Source organism: Hymenobacter sp. GOD-10R (assembly GCF_035609205.1).
In the GTDB taxonomy this organism is placed as follows: Bacteria; Bacteroidota; Bacteroidia; order Cytophagales; family Hymenobacteraceae; genus Hymenobacter.
On sequence record NZ_CP141184.1, the window covers coordinates 299,373 to 316,731 of the forward strand.

The window sequence follows — 17,359 nt, forward strand, 5'->3', positions numbered from 1 at the left end:
TTCAGCCATAACCGATTCGGCTAGCTATTTTTGTCTCTTCAACGGCCCTGATGGTCGCTGCTGGATGGAGCTAGATGTTTATTACAAAGAATGAGGAGCCTGCGGTGGCGGCTCCCTTACCGCATAGGGGCACAAGAACGTGGGCGTGGGCGTGGAAAAATTTCAGTTTTCGGTGGCAGCTGGGCTTAGGTCTGTTGCTTGGTGGTTGTTTGGCGTTTGGAATGCCGCATTACTTCGCTCTCATTGAGGCGAGACACGGACGCGTGCTCGCTGATCCGCTGCTGGCGCGTCTGCCAGCCTTCGACACGTCCTGGATAACCTTCACGATTATCTACCTGAGTATTCTGATGGCGCTGATTCATTTGGGGCAGCGGCCGCTGGCGTTTGTGCGGGTGCTGTGGTCCTATTGCATCATGCACCTGATTCGGATCGGTACGCTTTGGCTAGCGCCTCTCGACCCTCCCACAGGCCTTGTGCTCCTGCACGACCCTATTGTGGATACGTTGTTTTATCCGACTAACCCTATTACGAAAGATCTGTTTTTCTCTGGCCACACAGCTACCCTTATGCTCCTATCATTGGGCGTGCAGAGTCTGTGGCTCCGGCGTATGTTGCTGGTTGCCACTGCTGCTGTCGGTTTTCTGGTGTTGGTGCAGCACGCGCATTACACCTCCGATGTGCTAGCTGCACCAGTGTTTGCAGGGCTGAGCTATTGGCTCGCTGGCAAGTTGGGTGGGAAGAGCTACACTGCTTAACTGAACGTGTGTAGAGACACATACTTGTGTCTTATCGTTGAACGATGGCGCTGCAACATTTACGCTAGAATAACCTAGGTAAACAACATCAGCAACGCGCAAAGACACAACTATGTGCCTTTACTTCAAATGCTTTTCGTAGAGGCCAGCCGCAATTTTCTCCGTCACCGCCTTCGGCACGAAGCTCGTCAGAGTCGCCGAAATCTTGTTGAGCGCCCCCGGAATAATCTCTGCTTCGCCGGCTAGCATCGCCGTGATACCGATGCGGGCTACGTCTTCTGGCGTCATCCCGAACTTATTAGCCGTGGCTTGCAAGTCGGCGTTCATGCCAGCGCGGTTTGGGAAATCGGTATTAGTCGCCCCAGGGCTAAGGCACGTCACCGAAACCGACGTGCCACGCAATTCATAGCGCAGACCGCGGCTGAAAGTGAGTAAAAACGCCTTGCTGGCTGCGTACAGCGAGAGAGTCGGAACGGCTTGGTAGGCCGCCGTGCTGGCTACGTTCAGAACGTATGCTTTCGGCTGCTGCCGCAACAGCGGTAACAAATGGTGCATCAGCTCGACGGGAACCATCATGTTAAGCTGAAGCATATTCTGCTGATCTGCGAGGGACAAATCCTCGAAGCGGCCCCACAAGCCATATCCCGCATTGTTGATCAACACCGCCAGATCGGGCGCTTGGACGTTAGCCCACTCAGCCACGCGCCCAGCGGCACCCGGTGCAGCTAGGTCGGTAGCCAACACTTGCGCTTGCACCTTGTGAGCTGCGCTTAGCTCCGTGGCTAGCTGCGCCAAGGCATCTGCCGAACGGGCTACCAGTAGCAAGTTGTAGCCGCGCTGGGCGAGCTCCGTGGCTAGCGCCCGGCCAATTCCACGCGAAGCACCAGTAACAAGGGCAGTTTTCAAGGGCGTAACTGAATAGCTGAGAAACTGAGGAGCGGAGGGACATTGTCTCTCCGCTCCTCAGTTTCTCTAAAATTATTTGACCAAGTGCAGGAAGCGCAGGTAGAAAGGCGTGGCGCTGTTGGCGTCTTTGGGGTCGTACTTGCCGGCAATGATCGGAATGTACATCACGCGGCGACGCGAAACTTCCCCTACTAGCGGCGACTGGGCCACGCGGTGCCACATCCGGCCATCGTGCACCGTAAGGTCGCCGGGCTCGGTTTCCACGGCCACTTCGTTGTCGTCGGAGCTTACGTCTTTGTAGTATTTCTTGCGGAAGAGCATGTCGCGCAGGCCCTGGCGGTGCGTGCCCGTGAGCAGGCGCAAGCCGCCGTTAGTAGCCGGGGTGCCATCGAGGTGCACGCCCACGTTGAGCATGGGCGCAATGCGCTTGCCGTAGAATACGTCGCGCAACGAGTCGGTGTGCCAGCCCATTTGCGAGAACTCACTACCCGTTACGTTGACGTAATGGTTGATGACTAAACCGTTCTTCTCGTTTTCGCCTACGCGGCCCCCCGGCGTTTCAAGCAGCGGAAATAGAGCTTGAAAGCGCGGGTCTTGCAAAAACTCGTGGAGAACGGGACTATAGTGCGAAGCAAAGGCAAACCGCTGCACGATAGGCGAGCCGTCTACATCCTTGCCGTACTTAATCGGTACTCCGTTCACTTTCTTCACGCCTTCCTCTAGCCACTGCCGCTGTACCTGCTGCGAGGCTTGCAGTAATTCCTGCACTCTATCACGAGAAATAAAGGGTCGAAAATGAAGAAAGCCATTCTCTCTAAAAAACGCCAACTGCTCTGCCGTGAGGCTATTACCTAGGACAAAGCGGGGATAGTCTTGTATTGCTGACATAAGAAAGCGGCGACAAACCGGCGCCTGGTAGCTGCAAAGATACAACACGAGCGGCCGTCTGAAATAAGTTGAGGTTAAACTGTCTGACTTCAGCCGCGTGTTGCAAACGGCAAAAATTGATCTAGTCCTGTGAAGAAAACGTGAATCAACTGTTAAGACACCTTTTCTGTTTTGTGAAGTGCTATTATCTTCCAGCAATTTCTGCTCTACTCACACACCTACATAATGAAGCTTTTTCTCTCAATAGTGCTGCTGCTAGCCAGCGAAGCCACCGATTTACAAAATACACCCCCAACTCTAGTGCCATTTCGGCGCGGCGCTAAGTGGGGCTACGCTGATCAGCGCCAACACTTAGTGCTGCCGTTGCAGTACGATGAAGCCGGTCCCTTCGCGGATGGCGTGGCCTGGGTGCGGCAGGGCGAGTTGTTTGGCTACATCAACGCTACGGGTACCTTGGTCACGCCGCTGCACTTTACCAAAGCAAGCAATTTCCAGCAAGGGCGTGCTACAGTCGTGCTTGGCGCCGAAACGTTCGACATCGATCCAAGCGGTCAGCGGTTGAATACGCCGCCGGCACCCGCGCCCGAAGTCGACGTGCTGAGCCAAGGCCACGTCATCCGGCAAAATGGGAAGCTAGGCTACCGCTTCACCGTCGGCGACGCCATTGTGCCCGCCGAGTACGACGAAATTCAGGAAACCATCACCGGGCTACTTGTGGTGCGGCAGGGGCAGAAGTGGGGCGCTATCAATGGCAAAGGCAAACGAGTGCTGCCCGTAGCGTACGATGCCATTCGGGCCAGTGTGGAAAGTGAGTTTCCAGTTGTGGAACAGCAAGGGCGATTTGGCTACCTAGCTGCCGATGGTCACCTGCTGGTGAAGCCCAAATACCGCGCCGCCGAACCGTTTCAAGGAGGCGTGGCACGGGTCGTGACCGAAGTAGGGCAAGCAGGCTTCATTGACACCAAAGGAGAAGAATACTTCGAGGAATAAAGCTGACGTATTCCGTATCGATAAGTCAGTATTAATCGTTTCACAGTTGGTGTTTATTACTAACTGTGAAACGATTATGACTACACAACCTAGGTTCCTCCGCACTACTTGGCTTTGGCGCCAAGATCTTGCGACTCTCGTAGCTGTATTTGGTTTAGGTTTGCTCAGCAGCAATACCTGGGCGCAGACTCAGACTCCAACAGATACTACCTCACCATTCCGCTTGTTGCCTAATTATGGCGCGAACGAGGCCTTTTCCCCTATGGAACGAATACCGGTTTTCAAAAAAGGCGGGAATATAGGTCTGTCTACGTTTATTAGGACGAACCAAGTGCCGTTACCGCCTGGTGCGAAGGTATTGCTTATGTCATTTGTCGTTGACAAAAATGGTAAGTCAAAGCAGGCCAAATTGAATACTCTTCCTGGTGGCATAAGCATCCCGACCAGCACGTACCAGAAGGTAGCGCACATACTGAAATCTATGGATTTTGTGCCTGCTCAGCAGGAAGGTAAGCCGGTCAGCTTCCCATTTACAATTCCGCTCGCTCGTAGTAAATAGACGTTGTTGGTGATATGCCTTCGCTCCTCATTCTTGATGTGCATCTTATATCCTACGACGCCGACTGGCAGCAGATGAGGCTTGCCGCCCAGGGCCGCTACTGCGACCAGGGGGTGCACGACTTTACTACCGCTTCCGCTGATGCCCCCGCAGCTCCGGCAGTTTTTGATGGTGTTGGTTTGCGGCTGAGTCGGCCTTTCTCATCGTCGAGCAGATAGGTCAATTCAGCTACCTAGATACCGATGGGTGTTTGCTCGTCAAGCCTAGGTACCGGGCCGCCCAGCCTTTTCAAAAAGGTTTCATGCGCGTAGTCACCGATGTTGGAGGAGTCGGCTACAGCGATGCGCAGGGAAGAGTATTTGAAGGATTAGCTGGCAGATTCTGAGAAGCAGAGTAGATTATACCGTTTTCTGAATGGAAAGCGTTTGATGTTCGTGTTTGATCCTGAAACCAATTGACTATGCGCTACTTCTATCTCGTTATTCCTTGTTGGCACTTCGACCGTTTTCTGACCATCCTGCTACTAAGTGGTGGGCTAGGTTTGCTCAGCTACAGCGTACGAGCACAGACTCACCCTGCGCAGGATGGGGAATCACCTTTTCGCTTGCTTCCTAACTATGAGAAGGTGTACACCTACGTGGAGCGTATGCCATTTTTTAAAACGGAGGAAACGAAGGTTTATCGGCATTCATCAAGAAGAACCGACCAACGCTACCACCTGGTGCAAAGGGACTTTTTATGGAGTTTGTAGTGGATAAAACTGGCAAACCAACGCAAGCCAAATTGATTACCGTACCTAGCGGCATAAGCATCCCAGCCAGCACGTATCAAGAAGTAGGACACCTACTGAAGGACATGAATTTTGTGCCTGGCCAACAGGGCGGGAGACCAGCAAACGTCTCGTTTACGGTTCCGCTCGTTCGTAGTAAGTAGGCCAGACATCGTTTGTAACATGCTCCCGCTGCCTATCATCAATGTCCGCCTCCAACCCTGCGACGCCGACTGGCAGCAGATGACGCCTACCGCTCAAGGTCGCCACTGTGCCCACTGCGACCGGGTGGTGCACGACTTCACCATCGCCTCCGCCGATGACCTAGCTCAAGCCCGCGCCAACTCACCGGATGGGCGCCTGTGTGGCCGCTTCCGCCCGGCGCAGCTAGCTCCTAGGCCGCAGCTACGCCCGAAACTGCAGCGGTTTCTGGTGGCGTTGGTGCTGGTGTGCGGGCTAGGTCTGACGAGCCAAGAGGCTTGGGCACAGGTGAAGAATGCTCCACCAGTCAAAGGTGCTCGGCAGAACTCGTCAGAGGATATAGGAAAGATTTATGATCAGGTTGAGCAAATGCCCTTCTATAAAGACGGCGGACCGGATGGAGTACTTCGTTCTATTGATAGAAACCTGCGTTATCCCAAAGGACAAACTAGCAGTGGTAGAGTATTTATCAATTTTACTGTTACTAAAACCGGTGACGTCAGCAATGTCAAAATCATGAAAGGTTTAGGCGAGCCGTTCGATGCGGAAGCTATGCGTGTCATACGTTTGCTCGGTAAGTGGACGCCAGGAGTACAGAGTAACAGGCCAGTAGACGTTAGCTTCACCGTGCCTGTCACTTTCTCTCCGAAAGAATTGAAGCCGAACAAGCCATGAAGCGCTTTGTAGTGATGCTAGCATGGATATGCTGCCTCTGCCTAACGAGCAGCAAGATATGGGCGCAAATACGTGTAAAGAGCAAGGCTTCCCATGTAGAGTTTGTTCCTATTCGAATCAATGCTTCATAGAGGCCTTTTATAGATACTGCAGGCTTGGCTACTAAACCTGAGAAGGAATTCTATCCTATATGCGGTCATCTACCTACTTACAAAAAAGGAGGAGCGGCCGGATTAATCAGATTCATAAAGAAGAATCTTCACTACCCTGAGAACAAAGCTGTTTAAGGGAAAGTGTTGGTATCGTTCATTGTCGACAGAACAGGTAAAGTGCGTAACCCAAAGATTACGCAAGGGTTAGAGCCTAGTTTTGATGCCGAAGCCTTGCGTGTAGTACAATCACTTGGTGACTTTACGTCTACCCAGAGTGACGTACTTTACACTGTGCCTATCGTTTTCAGCTTGAAGCAAACTGTAAGCAAATAGTTACTTACCCAGCACCTTACTCCCTTCCCGCACCTTTGCCACCTTCGCTTGAATTTCCTCCAGACCTAGGTTGTGCACGCTGCCTAGGTGCGTGGTGTGGAAGTCTTTGTGAGGCACGTAGCTGCCATCGTTTACAGCTCGGCCCACCTGCTGATACGCCTCGCGGAACGGCGTGCCCGACTGGATGAGCTGGTTGATATTCTCCACCGAGAAGATGCCATCGTACTTATCCTGTTCCACTAGGTTTGGCTTGATCTTCAGCTCCGGCAGCGCGAAGAGCAGCATGTCCAGAATGTCGCGGAACTGCATCATGGGCTCGAAGAGGATTTCCTTGAGCAGCTGAAAGTCGCGGTGGTAGCCACTGGGTAAGTTATTAGTAGCTAGAATGATGGTGTTGGGCAGCGCCTGGAGCGTATTGCACCGGCCGCGGATCAGCTCGAATACATCCGGGTTCTTCTTATGGGGCATGATGCTGGAACCCGTGGTGAAGGCTGCCGGTAGCTCCACGAAAGCTAGGTCTTGGCTGTTGTAGAGCACCAGGTCGTAGGCTAGCTTCGAGAGGGTGCCCGCAATGCCGGCAATGGCGAAGGCCACCGTTTTTTCCGTCTTGCCGCGCAGCATCTGAGCACCCACCGAACTCACGGCTAGGTTGCCGAAGTGCATTTCCTGGGTCGTCAGCTTCCGGTCGATGGGGAAACTGCTACCGAAGCCCGCGCCGGAGCCTAGAGGGTTTTGGTCAGCGACGGTGTGGGCGGCTTCGAACAGGGCAATATCCAGCAGCAAGTGCTCAGCGTAAGCCGAAAACCATAGTCCGAAGCTGCTCGGCATGGCGGCTTGGAAGTGCGTGTAGCCGGGCATCAAATCGGCTTTGTGGGCTTCTGCTTTTTGCAGCAACACCTCCACGAGCGCCATGATCTGGGCGGCGGTTTGCTCAGTGTAGTCTTTTAGGAAGAGCTGGATAGCCGTGAGCACCTGGTCGTTGCGTGAGCGGGCCGTGTGGATTTTCTTACCCGCGTCGCCAAACTTTTCGGTCAGGTAGTACTCAATCTTGGAGTGCACATCCTCGAAGCTGTCTTCAATAGTGAAGCTGCCGTCGGCTATCTGCGCTTCTAGCTCACCTAGACCTTTCTGGAGCTGCTGGTTTTCTTCTTCGGAAAGCAGACCGACTTGCGCCAGCATCTTGGCCTGCGCTTTCGAGGCTAGAACGTCGAACTTCGCTAGGTACAGGTCTAGCTCCCGGTCTTTGCCAACGGTGAACTGTTCAATTTTCTCATCGACGGCAATACCTTTCTCCCAGATTTTCATATCTATAGAATGTCGCGCAAGGTTCAGGAATTGCGCATCGTTGCACAAATGTAGCGCGAAGCTCCAGCTTCGCGCCTCGTTGAACGACATTCGTTGCTACGAACCTAGGTTATGCAGACACGCCATTCAACGATACTCGAAGCGGAGCTTCGCGCTACAAGTTGTTCGATGAGTCACGAAGTGGAAGCTTGGCTAACGCATTCTCCGGCCCGCGCTACGGCGGCTAGCCTGCCGCAATCGACCCCTTCTTTTGTCGTCTTTACCCGCTTGATAGATGAGTTGGCGGAGTAGCTTTGTTTTATTCCTAATCAAGCGCTAGTACCATGCAAAAGATAACCACCTTTTTGACTTTCAATGATAAGGCTGAAGAAGCCGCAACGTTGTACACTAGTACTTTCAAAGATTCACGCATCACAAAGGTGACGAATTACGCGAAAGCAGTGCCTCAACTAGCCGGGAAGGTGATGACCGTTGAATTTGAATTGGCTGGACAAAAATACGTAGCGCTGAATGGCGGGCCGCATTTTACCTTCTCAGAAGGTATTTCATTGGCTGTTAGCTGCGCCGATCAAGCTGAGATTGACGAGCTATGGGATAAGCTCACTGCCAATGGTGGTGCGCCAGGCCAATGCGGCTGGCTGAAAGACCCGTTTGGAGTGTCGTGGCAGATTGTTCCGGGCAACATGGGACAACTATTATCCGGCGCCGATCCGGCTCAGTCACAACGCAAAATGGCCGCTATGATGCAAATGCACAAAATTGACATTGCCACTTTAGAGCAAGCCTAGGTTCGCTATAAAAGCTGGCTAAGAATCCGTGCAAATACATCCAAAACGTCATGCTGAGCTGGCCGAAGCGTCTCTGTCACAGAACTAGAACCATGTAGAGGCGCATACTTGCGTCTCTTCGTTGAACGACTGACGCTGGAACGACCTAGGTAAACAACATCAGCAACGCGAAAAGACACAAGTATGTGTCTCTACATTGAGTAGCGAAGCTCCAGCTCGCACCGCATGACACATGATTTCTAATACATGCCGCTACAATGCTAGTCCATCCAACAACTTGATGTAGTCGTTGATGCCGCCGCGAATCTCACTGAGGTAGATGTACTCATCTGGCGTGTGCGAACGGGCCGAGTCGCCAGGGCCAATTTTTACTGTCGGGAAGCTCATCATGGATTGATCCGAAAGCGTAGCCGAGCCGAACGTCTTTTTACCTAGCTGCACACCCTTCTGCACCAACGGGTGCTCCAGCGCAATGTGCGACGAGTTCAAGTGCGTCGAACGGGGCGTTACGTCCGACTGCACGTTTTCGCGTACGAGTTGTACCACTTCTTCATTCGAATAGAACTCGTTGGTGCGCACATCTACTACGAACTGGCAGCGGTCAGGCACCACATTGTGCTGGGTGCCGGCCTGAATCTGCGTCACAGTCATCTTCACCGGACCTAGCATGGGTGAGACTTCCCGAAACTGGTAGCTCTGAAACCAGTGAATATCAGCAACTGCTTTATACAAAGCATTTTCGCCTTCGTTGCGGGCGGCGTGGCCAGTCTTGCCGTGCGCCACGCAATCGAGCACCACTAAGCCTTTTTCGGCAATAGCTAGGTCCATCTGCGTCGGCTCACCCACGATACCTAGGTCAATTTGAGGTAGCAACGGCAGCAGGCGGCGAATGCCATTCACGCCCGAAACTTCTTCTTCCGCTGTAATGGCGCAGATCAGGTTGAAGGCTTGCGGATGCTGTTCAAAATACAGGAACGTAGCCAATAGGCTCACCGCCGAAGCTCCCGCGTCGTTGCTGCCTAGGCCGGTGAGCTTGTCGCCTTCCACGGTAGCACCGAATGGGTTATACGTCCAGCTAGCTCCCGGCTTCACGGTATCGTGGTGGGAGTTGAGCAGGATGGTCGGGCGACCTTCGACCCAATTCTTCGACAGCGCCCACACGTTGTTCGCGTCACGGAATACAGTAGCTTGGTGACTTTGTAGAAAGTCGTAGAGCAGCGCCGCTGTTTGGTCTTCCTCTCGGGAAAAAGATTGGGTTTTAATCAGCTGAATGAGAAGCTGAATAGCCTCTTCCGAAAGCTGCGAGGCTAGCTCCGACATAGCACCGTTTTGATAGGCTCGTTAATCTTCATGGCGTGCTCAATCACCACGCGCTCCACGCCGGCTTCCAGCGCGGCAAAAGCATTTTCCATCTTCGGCAACATACCGGCGGCAATAACGCCGTTGGCCTTCAACTCTTGGTACTGTGTGGGCGTAATCTGCGGTATCACCGATTGATCGTCCTGCACATCAGCCAGTACGCCGTTCTTCTCAAAGCAGAAATGCAGCTCCACTTCGTACAAGGAAGCCAGTGCCTTCGCCACTGAGCTAGCGATGGTGTCGGCATTGGTGTTGAGCAGCTGGCCTTGGCCATCGTGAGTGATGGCACAGAAGACCGGCGTAAGGTCTTGTTGTAGCAGCTTGTGTATCAGCTCCGCGTCAACGCTTTGGTCGTTCAGGTCGCCGACGAAGCCGTAGTCTACTTCCCGCACCGGGCGCTTGGTGGCCCGGATCACGTTGCCATCAGCACCCGACAGACCTATGGCATTTACCTGCTGCTGTTGCAGCAAGGCCACGATTTGCTTGTTCGTCTTGCCGGCGTAAAACATCGTCACAATGTCGAGGGTGGCAGCGTCGGTGATGCGGCGGCCGTTGATCATACGGGGTTCGATGCCAAGGGCTTGTAGCATGTCGCTGGCGCCTTTGCCGCCGCCGTGTACCAAGATCTTTTTGCCTGCTATTTTCGAAAGCTCTGTTACAAACTGACCTAGCTGCGTGCTGTCGTCAATGATGCCGCCGCCAATCTTGAATACTTTCAGAAGTTCTTTCATTAGCTATTTATAAGCGTCGGTCGCGTAGAGACGCAATAGTTGGAGTCTCGCTCGTTGCTGATAGTGTTTATGCTGCCACCTGTGTTGTTCAGCCTTGAGTCGTTCAACAAAGAGACGCAAAATATTGCGTCTCTACGCTCAAAATTCAGTTCACAAATGAACTGTAGCTGCCAGAATGTGTTTGGATAGTGCAAAGGTCTTATACCTATCATAAGATCAAACCCGAATAATGTAGGCACCCGCACAAAGACGCTCGTACGACAGTTTGGACAACGATTTGCACGCAATTGAGACGTGCAAAATCAAGGTACACCAGGCTGAGTACCAGCGGCGGAAGCAACACTGCATCATACGCCACGTAAAGCTGAGGGGTAGCGACGTTTCTCCACCCGACGCAAACGGCGCCGCAGTTACCAAATCGTGACGAATAAGACTTTTTCGACTAACCACCCTGTTGAAAATCAGTTGGTTGAATAGTCTCGGCACGTATCTTGCCCCTCACGGAAGCTTGCAATATCCCTCAAGGTTTCTATGTTTGCAAAAAATATCCGCATGTGGACTGTCCGTATTGGTCAGTCGCTGCGCCAAAGATCCAAACGGACAATGACTCGACGACGGGTGTAGACGCTGTAAATCTGCTGGTAATGGCACTGGTGCCTAGCCGGCCCGGCCATTTTTTAGCCGGATTTAAGCCTCTGCCGGACCTTAGGCCACTCGCCTCGCCCCGGCTGCCGCACATGCTTCGAGAGAAGCGGCTCACCTTTCCCGCAATTTCCTTGCTTTTCGAGACAACTGCCTACCCGGTAGGCATTCCTATTGCCGTCCCCATGACCCTACGTGTCGCCACTTTCGCCGACATTCAATATGTCGAAACCTTGTGCCAATGGTATGTTGAATCAGCCAAAGCACGTGGTACGGGTATCGCCAAGCGCGACCCAAACTATCTAATCAAAAAGATTCAGAACGGCGACGCCGTCATTGCTTTCGTCGATGATGAGCTAGCGGGCTTTTGCTATATCGAGACGTTCGAGGACAACAAGTTTGTTGTCAACTCGGGTCTTATCGTGAGCACCGAAGTACGCAAGGAAGGCCTAGGCCGCGCCATCAAAAACGAGGTGTTCAAGCTTTCTCGCACCAAATACCCAGCCGCCAAGATCTTCGGTATCACGACCAGCGCCGCCGTGATGAAGATCAACTCGGAGCTAGGCTACCGTCCCGTGACCTTCCCGGAGCTGACGCAGAGCGACGACTTCTGGAAAGGCTGCATGAGCTGCAAGAACTATCACATTCTGCAAGAAAATGAGCGCAAAATGTGCCTGTGCACCGGCATGGTGTATGACAACCTGAACGACAAGTACGCGCAGAAACCACAAGCAACCATCAATTTCATCGAAGAACCCCAAAAGCACTAATGAAAAAGGTAGTTCTCGCCTATAGTGGCGGATTGGATACATCCTATTGTGTCGTGTATCTGACGAAAGAACTGGGCCTGGAAGTCCATACGGTTATCGTCAACTCGGGCGGCTTTTCGGAAGAAGAGCTAGCTGCTATTGAAAAACGTGCGTACGAGCTAGGCTCGACACGACATGAAGTAATCGACGTAACCGAGCGCTTCTACAAAGAGTGCTTACGCTACCTGTTAGCAGGGAATGTTCTGAAGAATGACACGTACCCGCTGAGTGTCAGTGCGGAGCGCATGTTCCAGTCACTGGCGTTGGCCGAGTACGCTCGCGAAAACAACGCCGACTACATCGCCCACGGCAGCACCGGCGCTGGCAACGACCAAGTGCGTTTCGACGTGGCTTTCTCCGTTATTTCGCCCAACACCGAAATCATCACGCCCATCCGCGACCTGAGCCTTTCGCGCCAAGCCGAGATTGAATACTTGCAACAGAACGGCGTAGAGATGAGCTGGGAAAAAGCCAAGTACTCCATCAACAAGGGTATTTGGGGCACCAGCGTAGGTGGCGTGGAAACGCTGACCTCGAACAAAGGTCTGCCCGAAACCGCTTGGCCAACTCAGCTAAGCGAATCGGAGCCGCGCGACATCGAAATCACCTTCGAGAAAGGTGAGCCGGTAGCGCTTAGCGGCGAGCAGATGAACCCCGTAGCCCTAATCCAGGCGCTGAACGACCTAGCAGGCAAGTACGCCATCGGCCGAGACACGCACGTGGGCGACACCATCCTAGGTATCAAAGGCCGCGTGGGCTTCGAGGCTCCAGCGGCGCTGATCCTGATCAAAGGGCACCACTTGCTGGAGAAGCACACCAGCTCGCGCTGGCAGTTGCTACACAAAGATTACATCGCCAACTGGTATGGCACGCTGCTGCATGAAGCACAATACCTCGACCCGGTGATGCGCGACATGGAAGCTTTCCTAGCGTCGTCGCAGGAGCGTGTGTCGGGTACGGTGTACGTGACGTTGAAGCCTTACCGTTTTGAGCTACAAGGTGTTTCGTCGCCCTACGACATGATGCAGTCGAAAGTGGCTACCTATGGCGAAGAGAACAACGCCTGGGATTCACGCGACGCCAAAGGCTTCATCAAGATTTTCAGCAACCAACTTCGGATTCACGGCAGCTTCGATGGACAGAATTAAGGTCGGTATTGTCGGCGGCGCGGGCTACACAGCCGGCGAGCTGATCCGCATCTTGCTGCATCATCCGAGCGCTGAAATCACCTCTATCATTAGCACCTCGAACGCCGGCAATCCGGTGTTCCAGGTGCACGACGATCTAGTGGGCGAAACAGACCTAGCTTTCAGCTCGGAGCTAAGCGGCGCGGAAGATGTGGTGTTCCTCTGCCTAGGCCACGGCAACTCGAAGGCTTTCCTGGAGAAAACCAGCTTGCCGGAGTCAGCCAAAGTCATTGATCTGAGCAACGACTTCCGCCTAAATGTCGACAAGCAGTTCGGCGGCCGAGCGTTCGTGTACGGTTTGCCGGAGCTGAACAAAGCAGAAATCCAGCAGGCGCAGAACATCGCCAACCCCGGTTGCTTTGCCTCAGCCATTCAGCTAGCCTTGCTGCCCCTCGCGGCCGCTGGCAAGCTCACGAATGACGTGCACATCTCGGCCATTACCGGCTCGACCGGCGCTGGTCGGGAGCTGACGGAAACGACGGGTTTTACGTGGCGTACGAACAACATCTCCATCTATAAGCCCTTCAAGCACCAGCACTTGGGCGAAATAAGGGAAAGCCTTGAACAGCTGCACCCTAGCTCCGATATTGAGGTGAACTTCATCCCGTACCGCGGAAATTTCACTCGCGGTATCTTCGCCTCGGTATACACCAAGGCCGACCTGACCCAAGACGAAGCTCGGCAGCTGTACAAAGACTACTACGCCGATGCGCCATTCACGACGGTGTCGGACAAGGAGATACACTTGAAGCAAGTGGTGAACACCAACAAGTGCCTGTTGCACGTGCAAAAATTTGGCTCGCAGGTGCTTATCACGTCGGCCATCGATAACTTGGTAAAGGGGGCCTCAGGCCAAGCCATTCAAAACATGAACCTGCTGTTCGGCCGCCCCGAGCAGGAAGGACTTCACCTTAAAGCCGTGCTTTGGTAATGGAGCTTTTCAACGTTTATCCGCTTAACGACATCACCCCGGTGCGGGCCCTAGGTGCGCAATTGTGGGATGATAAAGGTCAGCAGTACCTGGATTTCTACGGCGGCCATGCCGTGATTTCCATCGGGCACAGCCACCCGCACTACGTGCAGCGCATTACGGAGCAGGTGAAGAAAATCGGCTTCTACTCTAACTCGGTGCACATCCCGATTCAGCGCGAGTTGGCGCAGAAGCTAGGCGAGGTGTCGGGCTACCCCGACTACACGCTGTTCCTGTGTAACTCCGGCGCTGAGGCTAACGAGAATGCACTGAAGCTAGCTTCGTTCCACACGGGCAAGAGCCACGTTATTGCGTTCAAAGGCTCCTTCCACGGCCGCACTTCCGGCGCGGTAGCCGCTACCGACAATCCGAAGATCGTCGCCCCGTTCAACGCCAACCACTCTATTTCCTTCTTGCCGTATGATTTGGCTGAAGTGGAGCGTGTGATGCAGGAGAAGCCAACGTGCGCCGTTATCATCGAGCCGATTCAAGGCGTGGGCGGCATCATCATGCCGTCGGATGAGTTCTTACAAGGGCTGGATGAGCTGTGCCGTGCTAATGGCGTGGTGCTGATTGCCGATGAAGTGCAGTGCGGTTACGGCCGTAGTGGCAAATTCTTCGCGCACCAGCATGCGGGCATCAAGCCGGGCATCATCTCGGTGGCAAAGGGTATGGGCAATGGCTTCCCCATCGGCGGTATCCTGATTTCGCCGGAGTTCAAGGCCTCTTACGGTTTACTCGGTACTACCTTTGGCGGCAACCACCTAGCTTGTGCGGCTGCGCTGGCCGTGCTTGAAGTGATTGAGCAAGAAAACCTACTGGAGCACGCTCGCCAGGTGGGCGAGTACCTGAAGCAGGAACTACTCGCCAATGGCGAGGCGCAGGAAGTACGCGGCCGCGGCCTGATGGTCGGGTTGAAGTATGACTTCCCTATCAAGAACGTGCGCGACCAATTACTAACGGAGCACCGCATCTTTGTGGGCAATGCTTCCGATCCGGGCGTGTTGCGTTTGCTGCCGCCACTCAACATTAAGCAGGAAGAAGTTGATCAGTTTTTGCAAGCGCTTTACGCTTTAATTGCCACAAAAGCAGAAGCCAAAACAGCATAAAACAATAACTCCCTTCCTTCTCCGAGGAAGGGAGTTATTGTTTTATGCCCTAGCTTTGTGGCGCTAATTTTTGCAAGCAACGACCACGGGGAACCTCCCCAATTCAGCCAATATAACATTGACTAAGCAAGTGAAGCTAGTGCTGGAAGACGGCACCGAAATCCAGGGTAAATCCTTTGGGGCTTTCACCTCGGCCGCGGGCGAAGTGGTATTTAGCACGGCCATGACCGGCTACCCCGAAAACCTCACAGATCCTTCCTTTAAGGGCCAGATCCTAGTGCTGACCTACCCCATGGTAGGCAACTACGGCGTGCCTGGGGAAGAACTGTACGAGTATGTGTCGAAGGTGTTTGAATCGGATAAGATTCATATCAGCGGCCTGGTAATCAATTACTACTCCGAGGAGCACAGCCACTGGAACTCCGCCAAGAGCCTAGGTGACTGGCTGGCCGAGTACAACATCCCCGGCATCTACGACGTCGACACGCGCCTGCTGACCAAGAAGCTGCGCGAGAAAGGCGCCATGCTCGGCAAAATTGTAGCCGCCGATGACATTGAGATGCACGACCCCAACCAAGACAACTTGGTAGACGCCGTGAGCATCCCCGAAGTGCAGCGCTATGGCACCGGCAAGCACAAAATCGTGCTCGTGGACTGCGGCACGAAGTCGAACATCATCCGTTGCTTGCTCAAGCGCGACGTGGAGCTTATCCGTGTGCCGTGGGACTACGACTTCAACACCATCGACTACGACGGCCTGTTCCTCTCGAACGGCCCCGGCGACCCAAAAACCTGCGAGCCCACCATTGGCCACCTGAAAACGGCGTACGGTACGGAGAAGCCGATCTTCGGTATCTGCCTAGGTAACCAACTCATGGGCCTAGCAGCCGGTGGCGACACTTTCAAGCTAAAGTACGGTCACCGCAGCCACAACCAGCCGGTATTGCTCTCAGGCACGAAGCAGTGCTATATCACCTCGCAAAACCACGGTTTCGCGCTAGATACCAAGGGCTTGCCGGAAGAGTGGGAAATGCTGTTCGAGAACCTGAACGATGGCACCTGCGAAGGCATCAAGCACAAGTCGAAGCCGTTCTTCTCCGTGCAGTTCCACCCCGAAGCCGCTGGCGGCCCCGAGGACACGGAGTTCCTGTTCGACCAGTTCTTGGATTTGGTAGAGAAGCATAAAGCGGAGCAAGGCAGCTAGGTTCTGGTACGTCAGCAGTCCTGAACGTCATGCTGAGCTTGTCGAAGCATCTCTACTGCTTAGTCTGGCTTCCTGCAACATACTTGGGGATATGGCCGAATCAGAAAACCCCGTAGTCAGCCAAATAGTCAACGCCGGCATTGTGCGTGAGCATTTTGGTTATTGGCCGGATTTCCACGATGCTGAAATCGTCAAAGTAATCTTCGAGGCTCACCCTGGTTATCGGGCTTCGGTCATGTTTGTGATAGCCGCTTTCGAAATAACAAAAGGCATTGATGAAAGAGGCTATTACAAGTTGGCAAAGCACTGTGATATTAAACTTCAATTCACTGGTATACAGGAAATAGAGTTTAACGATTTCGGTCATCAAAACGTCATTTTCGGTTTGACACTTGAAGAAAGCGGAAGCAACATCAAATGCACATTCGATTCTTCTGTTGGAATGGACGCAGTTATAGTTGCTGAAGAAGCATTAGTGTTAAGCTTAACTCCAACAAAGCAGTAATGATGCTTCGGCAAGCTCAGCATGACGTACTAACTTTGGCCACTCCAACGCAGTGTTCTTATGCCAGCAAAAAGTAGAGGTCTGCAAAACTGGTGGGTGCTATTACTAGGCGCTCTGGCTTTTGCGACATTCTACTTCGTCAAGAACATGGGTCAACAGACGCTCATGAAAGCGGTGCTAGGTGAGCCAGCTGATTTAGTTACCGCTGCTATGAGTTCGGCCAGAGTTTCGCCTAGGATAACCAGCCACACGGGAAAGATTACGGCCCGGAATTTCAAGGTGGAGAACCTTAGCGCCAAAAAAGATTCGCTCGTCCTTCGATTTCTCTTGGAAGGCGAGCGGTCTGATGCAACGATCAAACTCTGGATGGCCAAACAGCCGTCTGGCAAATGGAAGATGGTGAAAAGCGATACCCTCTTTACCCCATAGAAAACTTTACCTGTTCACGTACGCATAAGCTGTAGCCAACTTGGCACGGCTGCTTTTTAACACGACTACGCTGCTGGTCTGTTACTTAACCAC

Annotated in this window: 20 protein-coding genes; 15 read left to right on the forward strand and 5 right to left on the reverse strand. The window is 53.3% G+C overall.

What is annotated here, in order from left to right; genetic code table 11:
- The first annotated feature begins 221 nt into the window (after positions 1 to 221).
- Entirely contained in the window at positions 222 to 755 is a 534-nt protein-coding gene (locus tag SD425_RS01295; protein WP_324674599.1) for a phosphatase PAP2-related protein, read from the forward strand.
- A 120-nt stretch (positions 756 to 875) separates the two neighbouring features.
- Here SD425_RS01295 and SD425_RS01300 read toward each other — a convergent pair whose 3' ends face one another.
- Both SD425_RS01300 and SD425_RS01305 read right to left on the reverse strand, forming a co-directional pair.
- The gene (locus tag SD425_RS01300; RefSeq protein ID WP_324674601.1) at positions 876 to 1,661 is read right to left on the reverse strand and encodes an SDR family oxidoreductase; all 786 of its coding nucleotides are present in this window, start codon (positions 1,659 to 1,661) and stop codon (positions 876 to 878) included.
- Positions 1,662 to 1,733: 72 nt separating this feature from the next.
- A complete protein-coding gene (locus SD425_RS01305; RefSeq protein ID WP_324674603.1) occupies positions 1,734 to 2,549 on the reverse strand; it encodes a phytanoyl-CoA dioxygenase family protein in 816 nt (271 codons plus the stop codon).
- A 225-nt stretch (positions 2,550 to 2,774) separates the two neighbouring features.
- Here SD425_RS01305 and SD425_RS01310 point away from each other — a divergent pair, with 225 nt between their 5' ends.
- From SD425_RS01310 to SD425_RS29960, 6 genes are all read left to right on the forward strand, one after another.
- Entirely contained in the window at positions 2,775 to 3,539 is a 765-nt protein-coding gene (locus SD425_RS01310; RefSeq protein WP_324674605.1) for a WG repeat-containing protein, read from the forward strand.
- Positions 3,540 to 3,615: 76 nt separating this feature from the next.
- Positions 3,616 to 4,098, forward strand: a complete 483-nt coding sequence (locus SD425_RS01315; protein WP_324674607.1) for a hypothetical protein — start codon at positions 3,616 to 3,618, stop codon at positions 4,096 to 4,098.
- A 14-nt stretch (positions 4,099 to 4,112) separates the two neighbouring features.
- Positions 4,113 to 4,316 carry a hypothetical protein gene (locus SD425_RS01320; RefSeq protein ID WP_324674611.1) on the forward strand — a complete coding sequence of 68 codons (204 nt, stop codon included), beginning with the start codon at positions 4,113 to 4,115 and terminating at the stop codon, positions 4,314 to 4,316.
- 242 nt (positions 4,317 to 4,558) lie between these two features.
- Positions 4,559 to 4,849 (forward strand): hypothetical protein, encoded by a 291-nt coding sequence (locus SD425_RS01325; RefSeq protein ID WP_324674613.1) that lies wholly within the window; start codon positions 4,559 to 4,561, stop codon positions 4,847 to 4,849.
- A 201-nt stretch (positions 4,850 to 5,050) separates the two neighbouring features.
- A complete protein-coding gene (locus SD425_RS01330; RefSeq protein ID WP_324674615.1) occupies positions 5,051 to 5,743 on the forward strand; it encodes an energy transducer TonB in 693 nt (230 codons plus the stop codon).
- A 329-nt stretch (positions 5,744 to 6,072) separates the two neighbouring features.
- Positions 6,073 to 6,228 (forward strand): hypothetical protein, encoded by a 156-nt coding sequence (locus SD425_RS29960; RefSeq protein ID WP_416381033.1) that lies wholly within the window; start codon positions 6,073 to 6,075, stop codon positions 6,226 to 6,228.
- Here SD425_RS29960 and argH read toward each other — a convergent pair whose 3' ends face one another.
- Positions 6,229 to 7,533, reverse strand: a complete 1,305-nt coding sequence (gene argH, locus SD425_RS01335; protein ID WP_324674617.1) for an argininosuccinate lyase — start codon at positions 7,531 to 7,533, stop codon at positions 6,229 to 6,231.
- 323 nt (positions 7,534 to 7,856) lie between these two features.
- Here argH and SD425_RS01340 point away from each other — a divergent pair, with 323 nt between their 5' ends.
- Complete coding sequence (locus SD425_RS01340) at positions 7,857 to 8,321, forward strand: VOC family protein (protein ID WP_324674619.1); 465 nt, start codon at positions 7,857 to 7,859, stop codon at positions 8,319 to 8,321.
- 252 nt (positions 8,322 to 8,573) lie between these two features.
- Here the strand turns inward: SD425_RS01340 and SD425_RS01345 are convergent, their stop codons facing one another.
- The gene (locus SD425_RS01345; protein WP_324674621.1) at positions 8,574 to 9,641 is read right to left on the reverse strand and encodes a M20 family metallo-hydrolase; all 1,068 of its coding nucleotides are present in this window, start codon (positions 9,639 to 9,641) and stop codon (positions 8,574 to 8,576) included.
- The gene (argB, locus tag SD425_RS01350; RefSeq protein ID WP_324674623.1) at positions 9,629 to 10,411 is read right to left on the reverse strand and encodes an acetylglutamate kinase; all 783 of its coding nucleotides are present in this window, start codon (positions 10,409 to 10,411) and stop codon (positions 9,629 to 9,631) included. The genes SD425_RS01345 and argB overlap by 13 nt, the downstream gene beginning before the upstream one ends.
- A gap of 554 nt (positions 10,412 to 10,965) precedes the next feature.
- Between argB and SD425_RS01355 the strand changes: the two genes are divergently transcribed.
- From SD425_RS01355 to SD425_RS01385, 7 genes are all read left to right on the forward strand, one after another.
- Positions 10,966 to 11,823 (forward strand): GNAT family N-acetyltransferase, encoded by an 858-nt coding sequence (locus SD425_RS01355; protein ID WP_324674625.1) that lies wholly within the window; start codon positions 10,966 to 10,968, stop codon positions 11,821 to 11,823.
- The gene (gene argG / locus SD425_RS01360; protein WP_324674627.1) at positions 11,823 to 13,010 is read left to right on the forward strand and encodes an argininosuccinate synthase; all 1,188 of its coding nucleotides are present in this window, start codon (positions 11,823 to 11,825) and stop codon (positions 13,008 to 13,010) included. Before SD425_RS01355 ends, argG begins: the two co-directional genes overlap by 1 nt.
- A complete protein-coding gene (argC, locus tag SD425_RS01365; RefSeq protein WP_324674629.1) occupies positions 12,997 to 13,980 on the forward strand; it encodes an N-acetyl-gamma-glutamyl-phosphate reductase in 984 nt (327 codons plus the stop codon). Before argG ends, argC begins: the two co-directional genes overlap by 14 nt.
- Positions 13,980 to 15,128, forward strand: a complete 1,149-nt coding sequence (locus SD425_RS01370; protein WP_324674631.1) for an aspartate aminotransferase family protein — start codon at positions 13,980 to 13,982, stop codon at positions 15,126 to 15,128. The genes argC and SD425_RS01370 overlap by 1 nt, the downstream gene beginning before the upstream one ends.
- A gap of 118 nt (positions 15,129 to 15,246) precedes the next feature.
- Positions 15,247 to 16,332, forward strand: a complete 1,086-nt coding sequence (gene carA / locus SD425_RS01375; RefSeq protein WP_324674633.1) for a glutamine-hydrolyzing carbamoyl-phosphate synthase small subunit — start codon at positions 15,247 to 15,249, stop codon at positions 16,330 to 16,332.
- A gap of 91 nt (positions 16,333 to 16,423) precedes the next feature.
- Positions 16,424 to 16,837, forward strand: coding sequence for an Imm50 family immunity protein (locus SD425_RS01380; protein WP_324674635.1), 414 nt, complete (start codon positions 16,424 to 16,426; stop codon positions 16,835 to 16,837).
- Positions 16,838 to 16,897: 60 nt separating this feature from the next.
- Entirely contained in the window at positions 16,898 to 17,266 is a 369-nt protein-coding gene (locus tag SD425_RS01385; protein WP_324674637.1) for a hypothetical protein, read from the forward strand.
- Positions 17,267 to 17,359 lie beyond the last annotated feature (93 nt).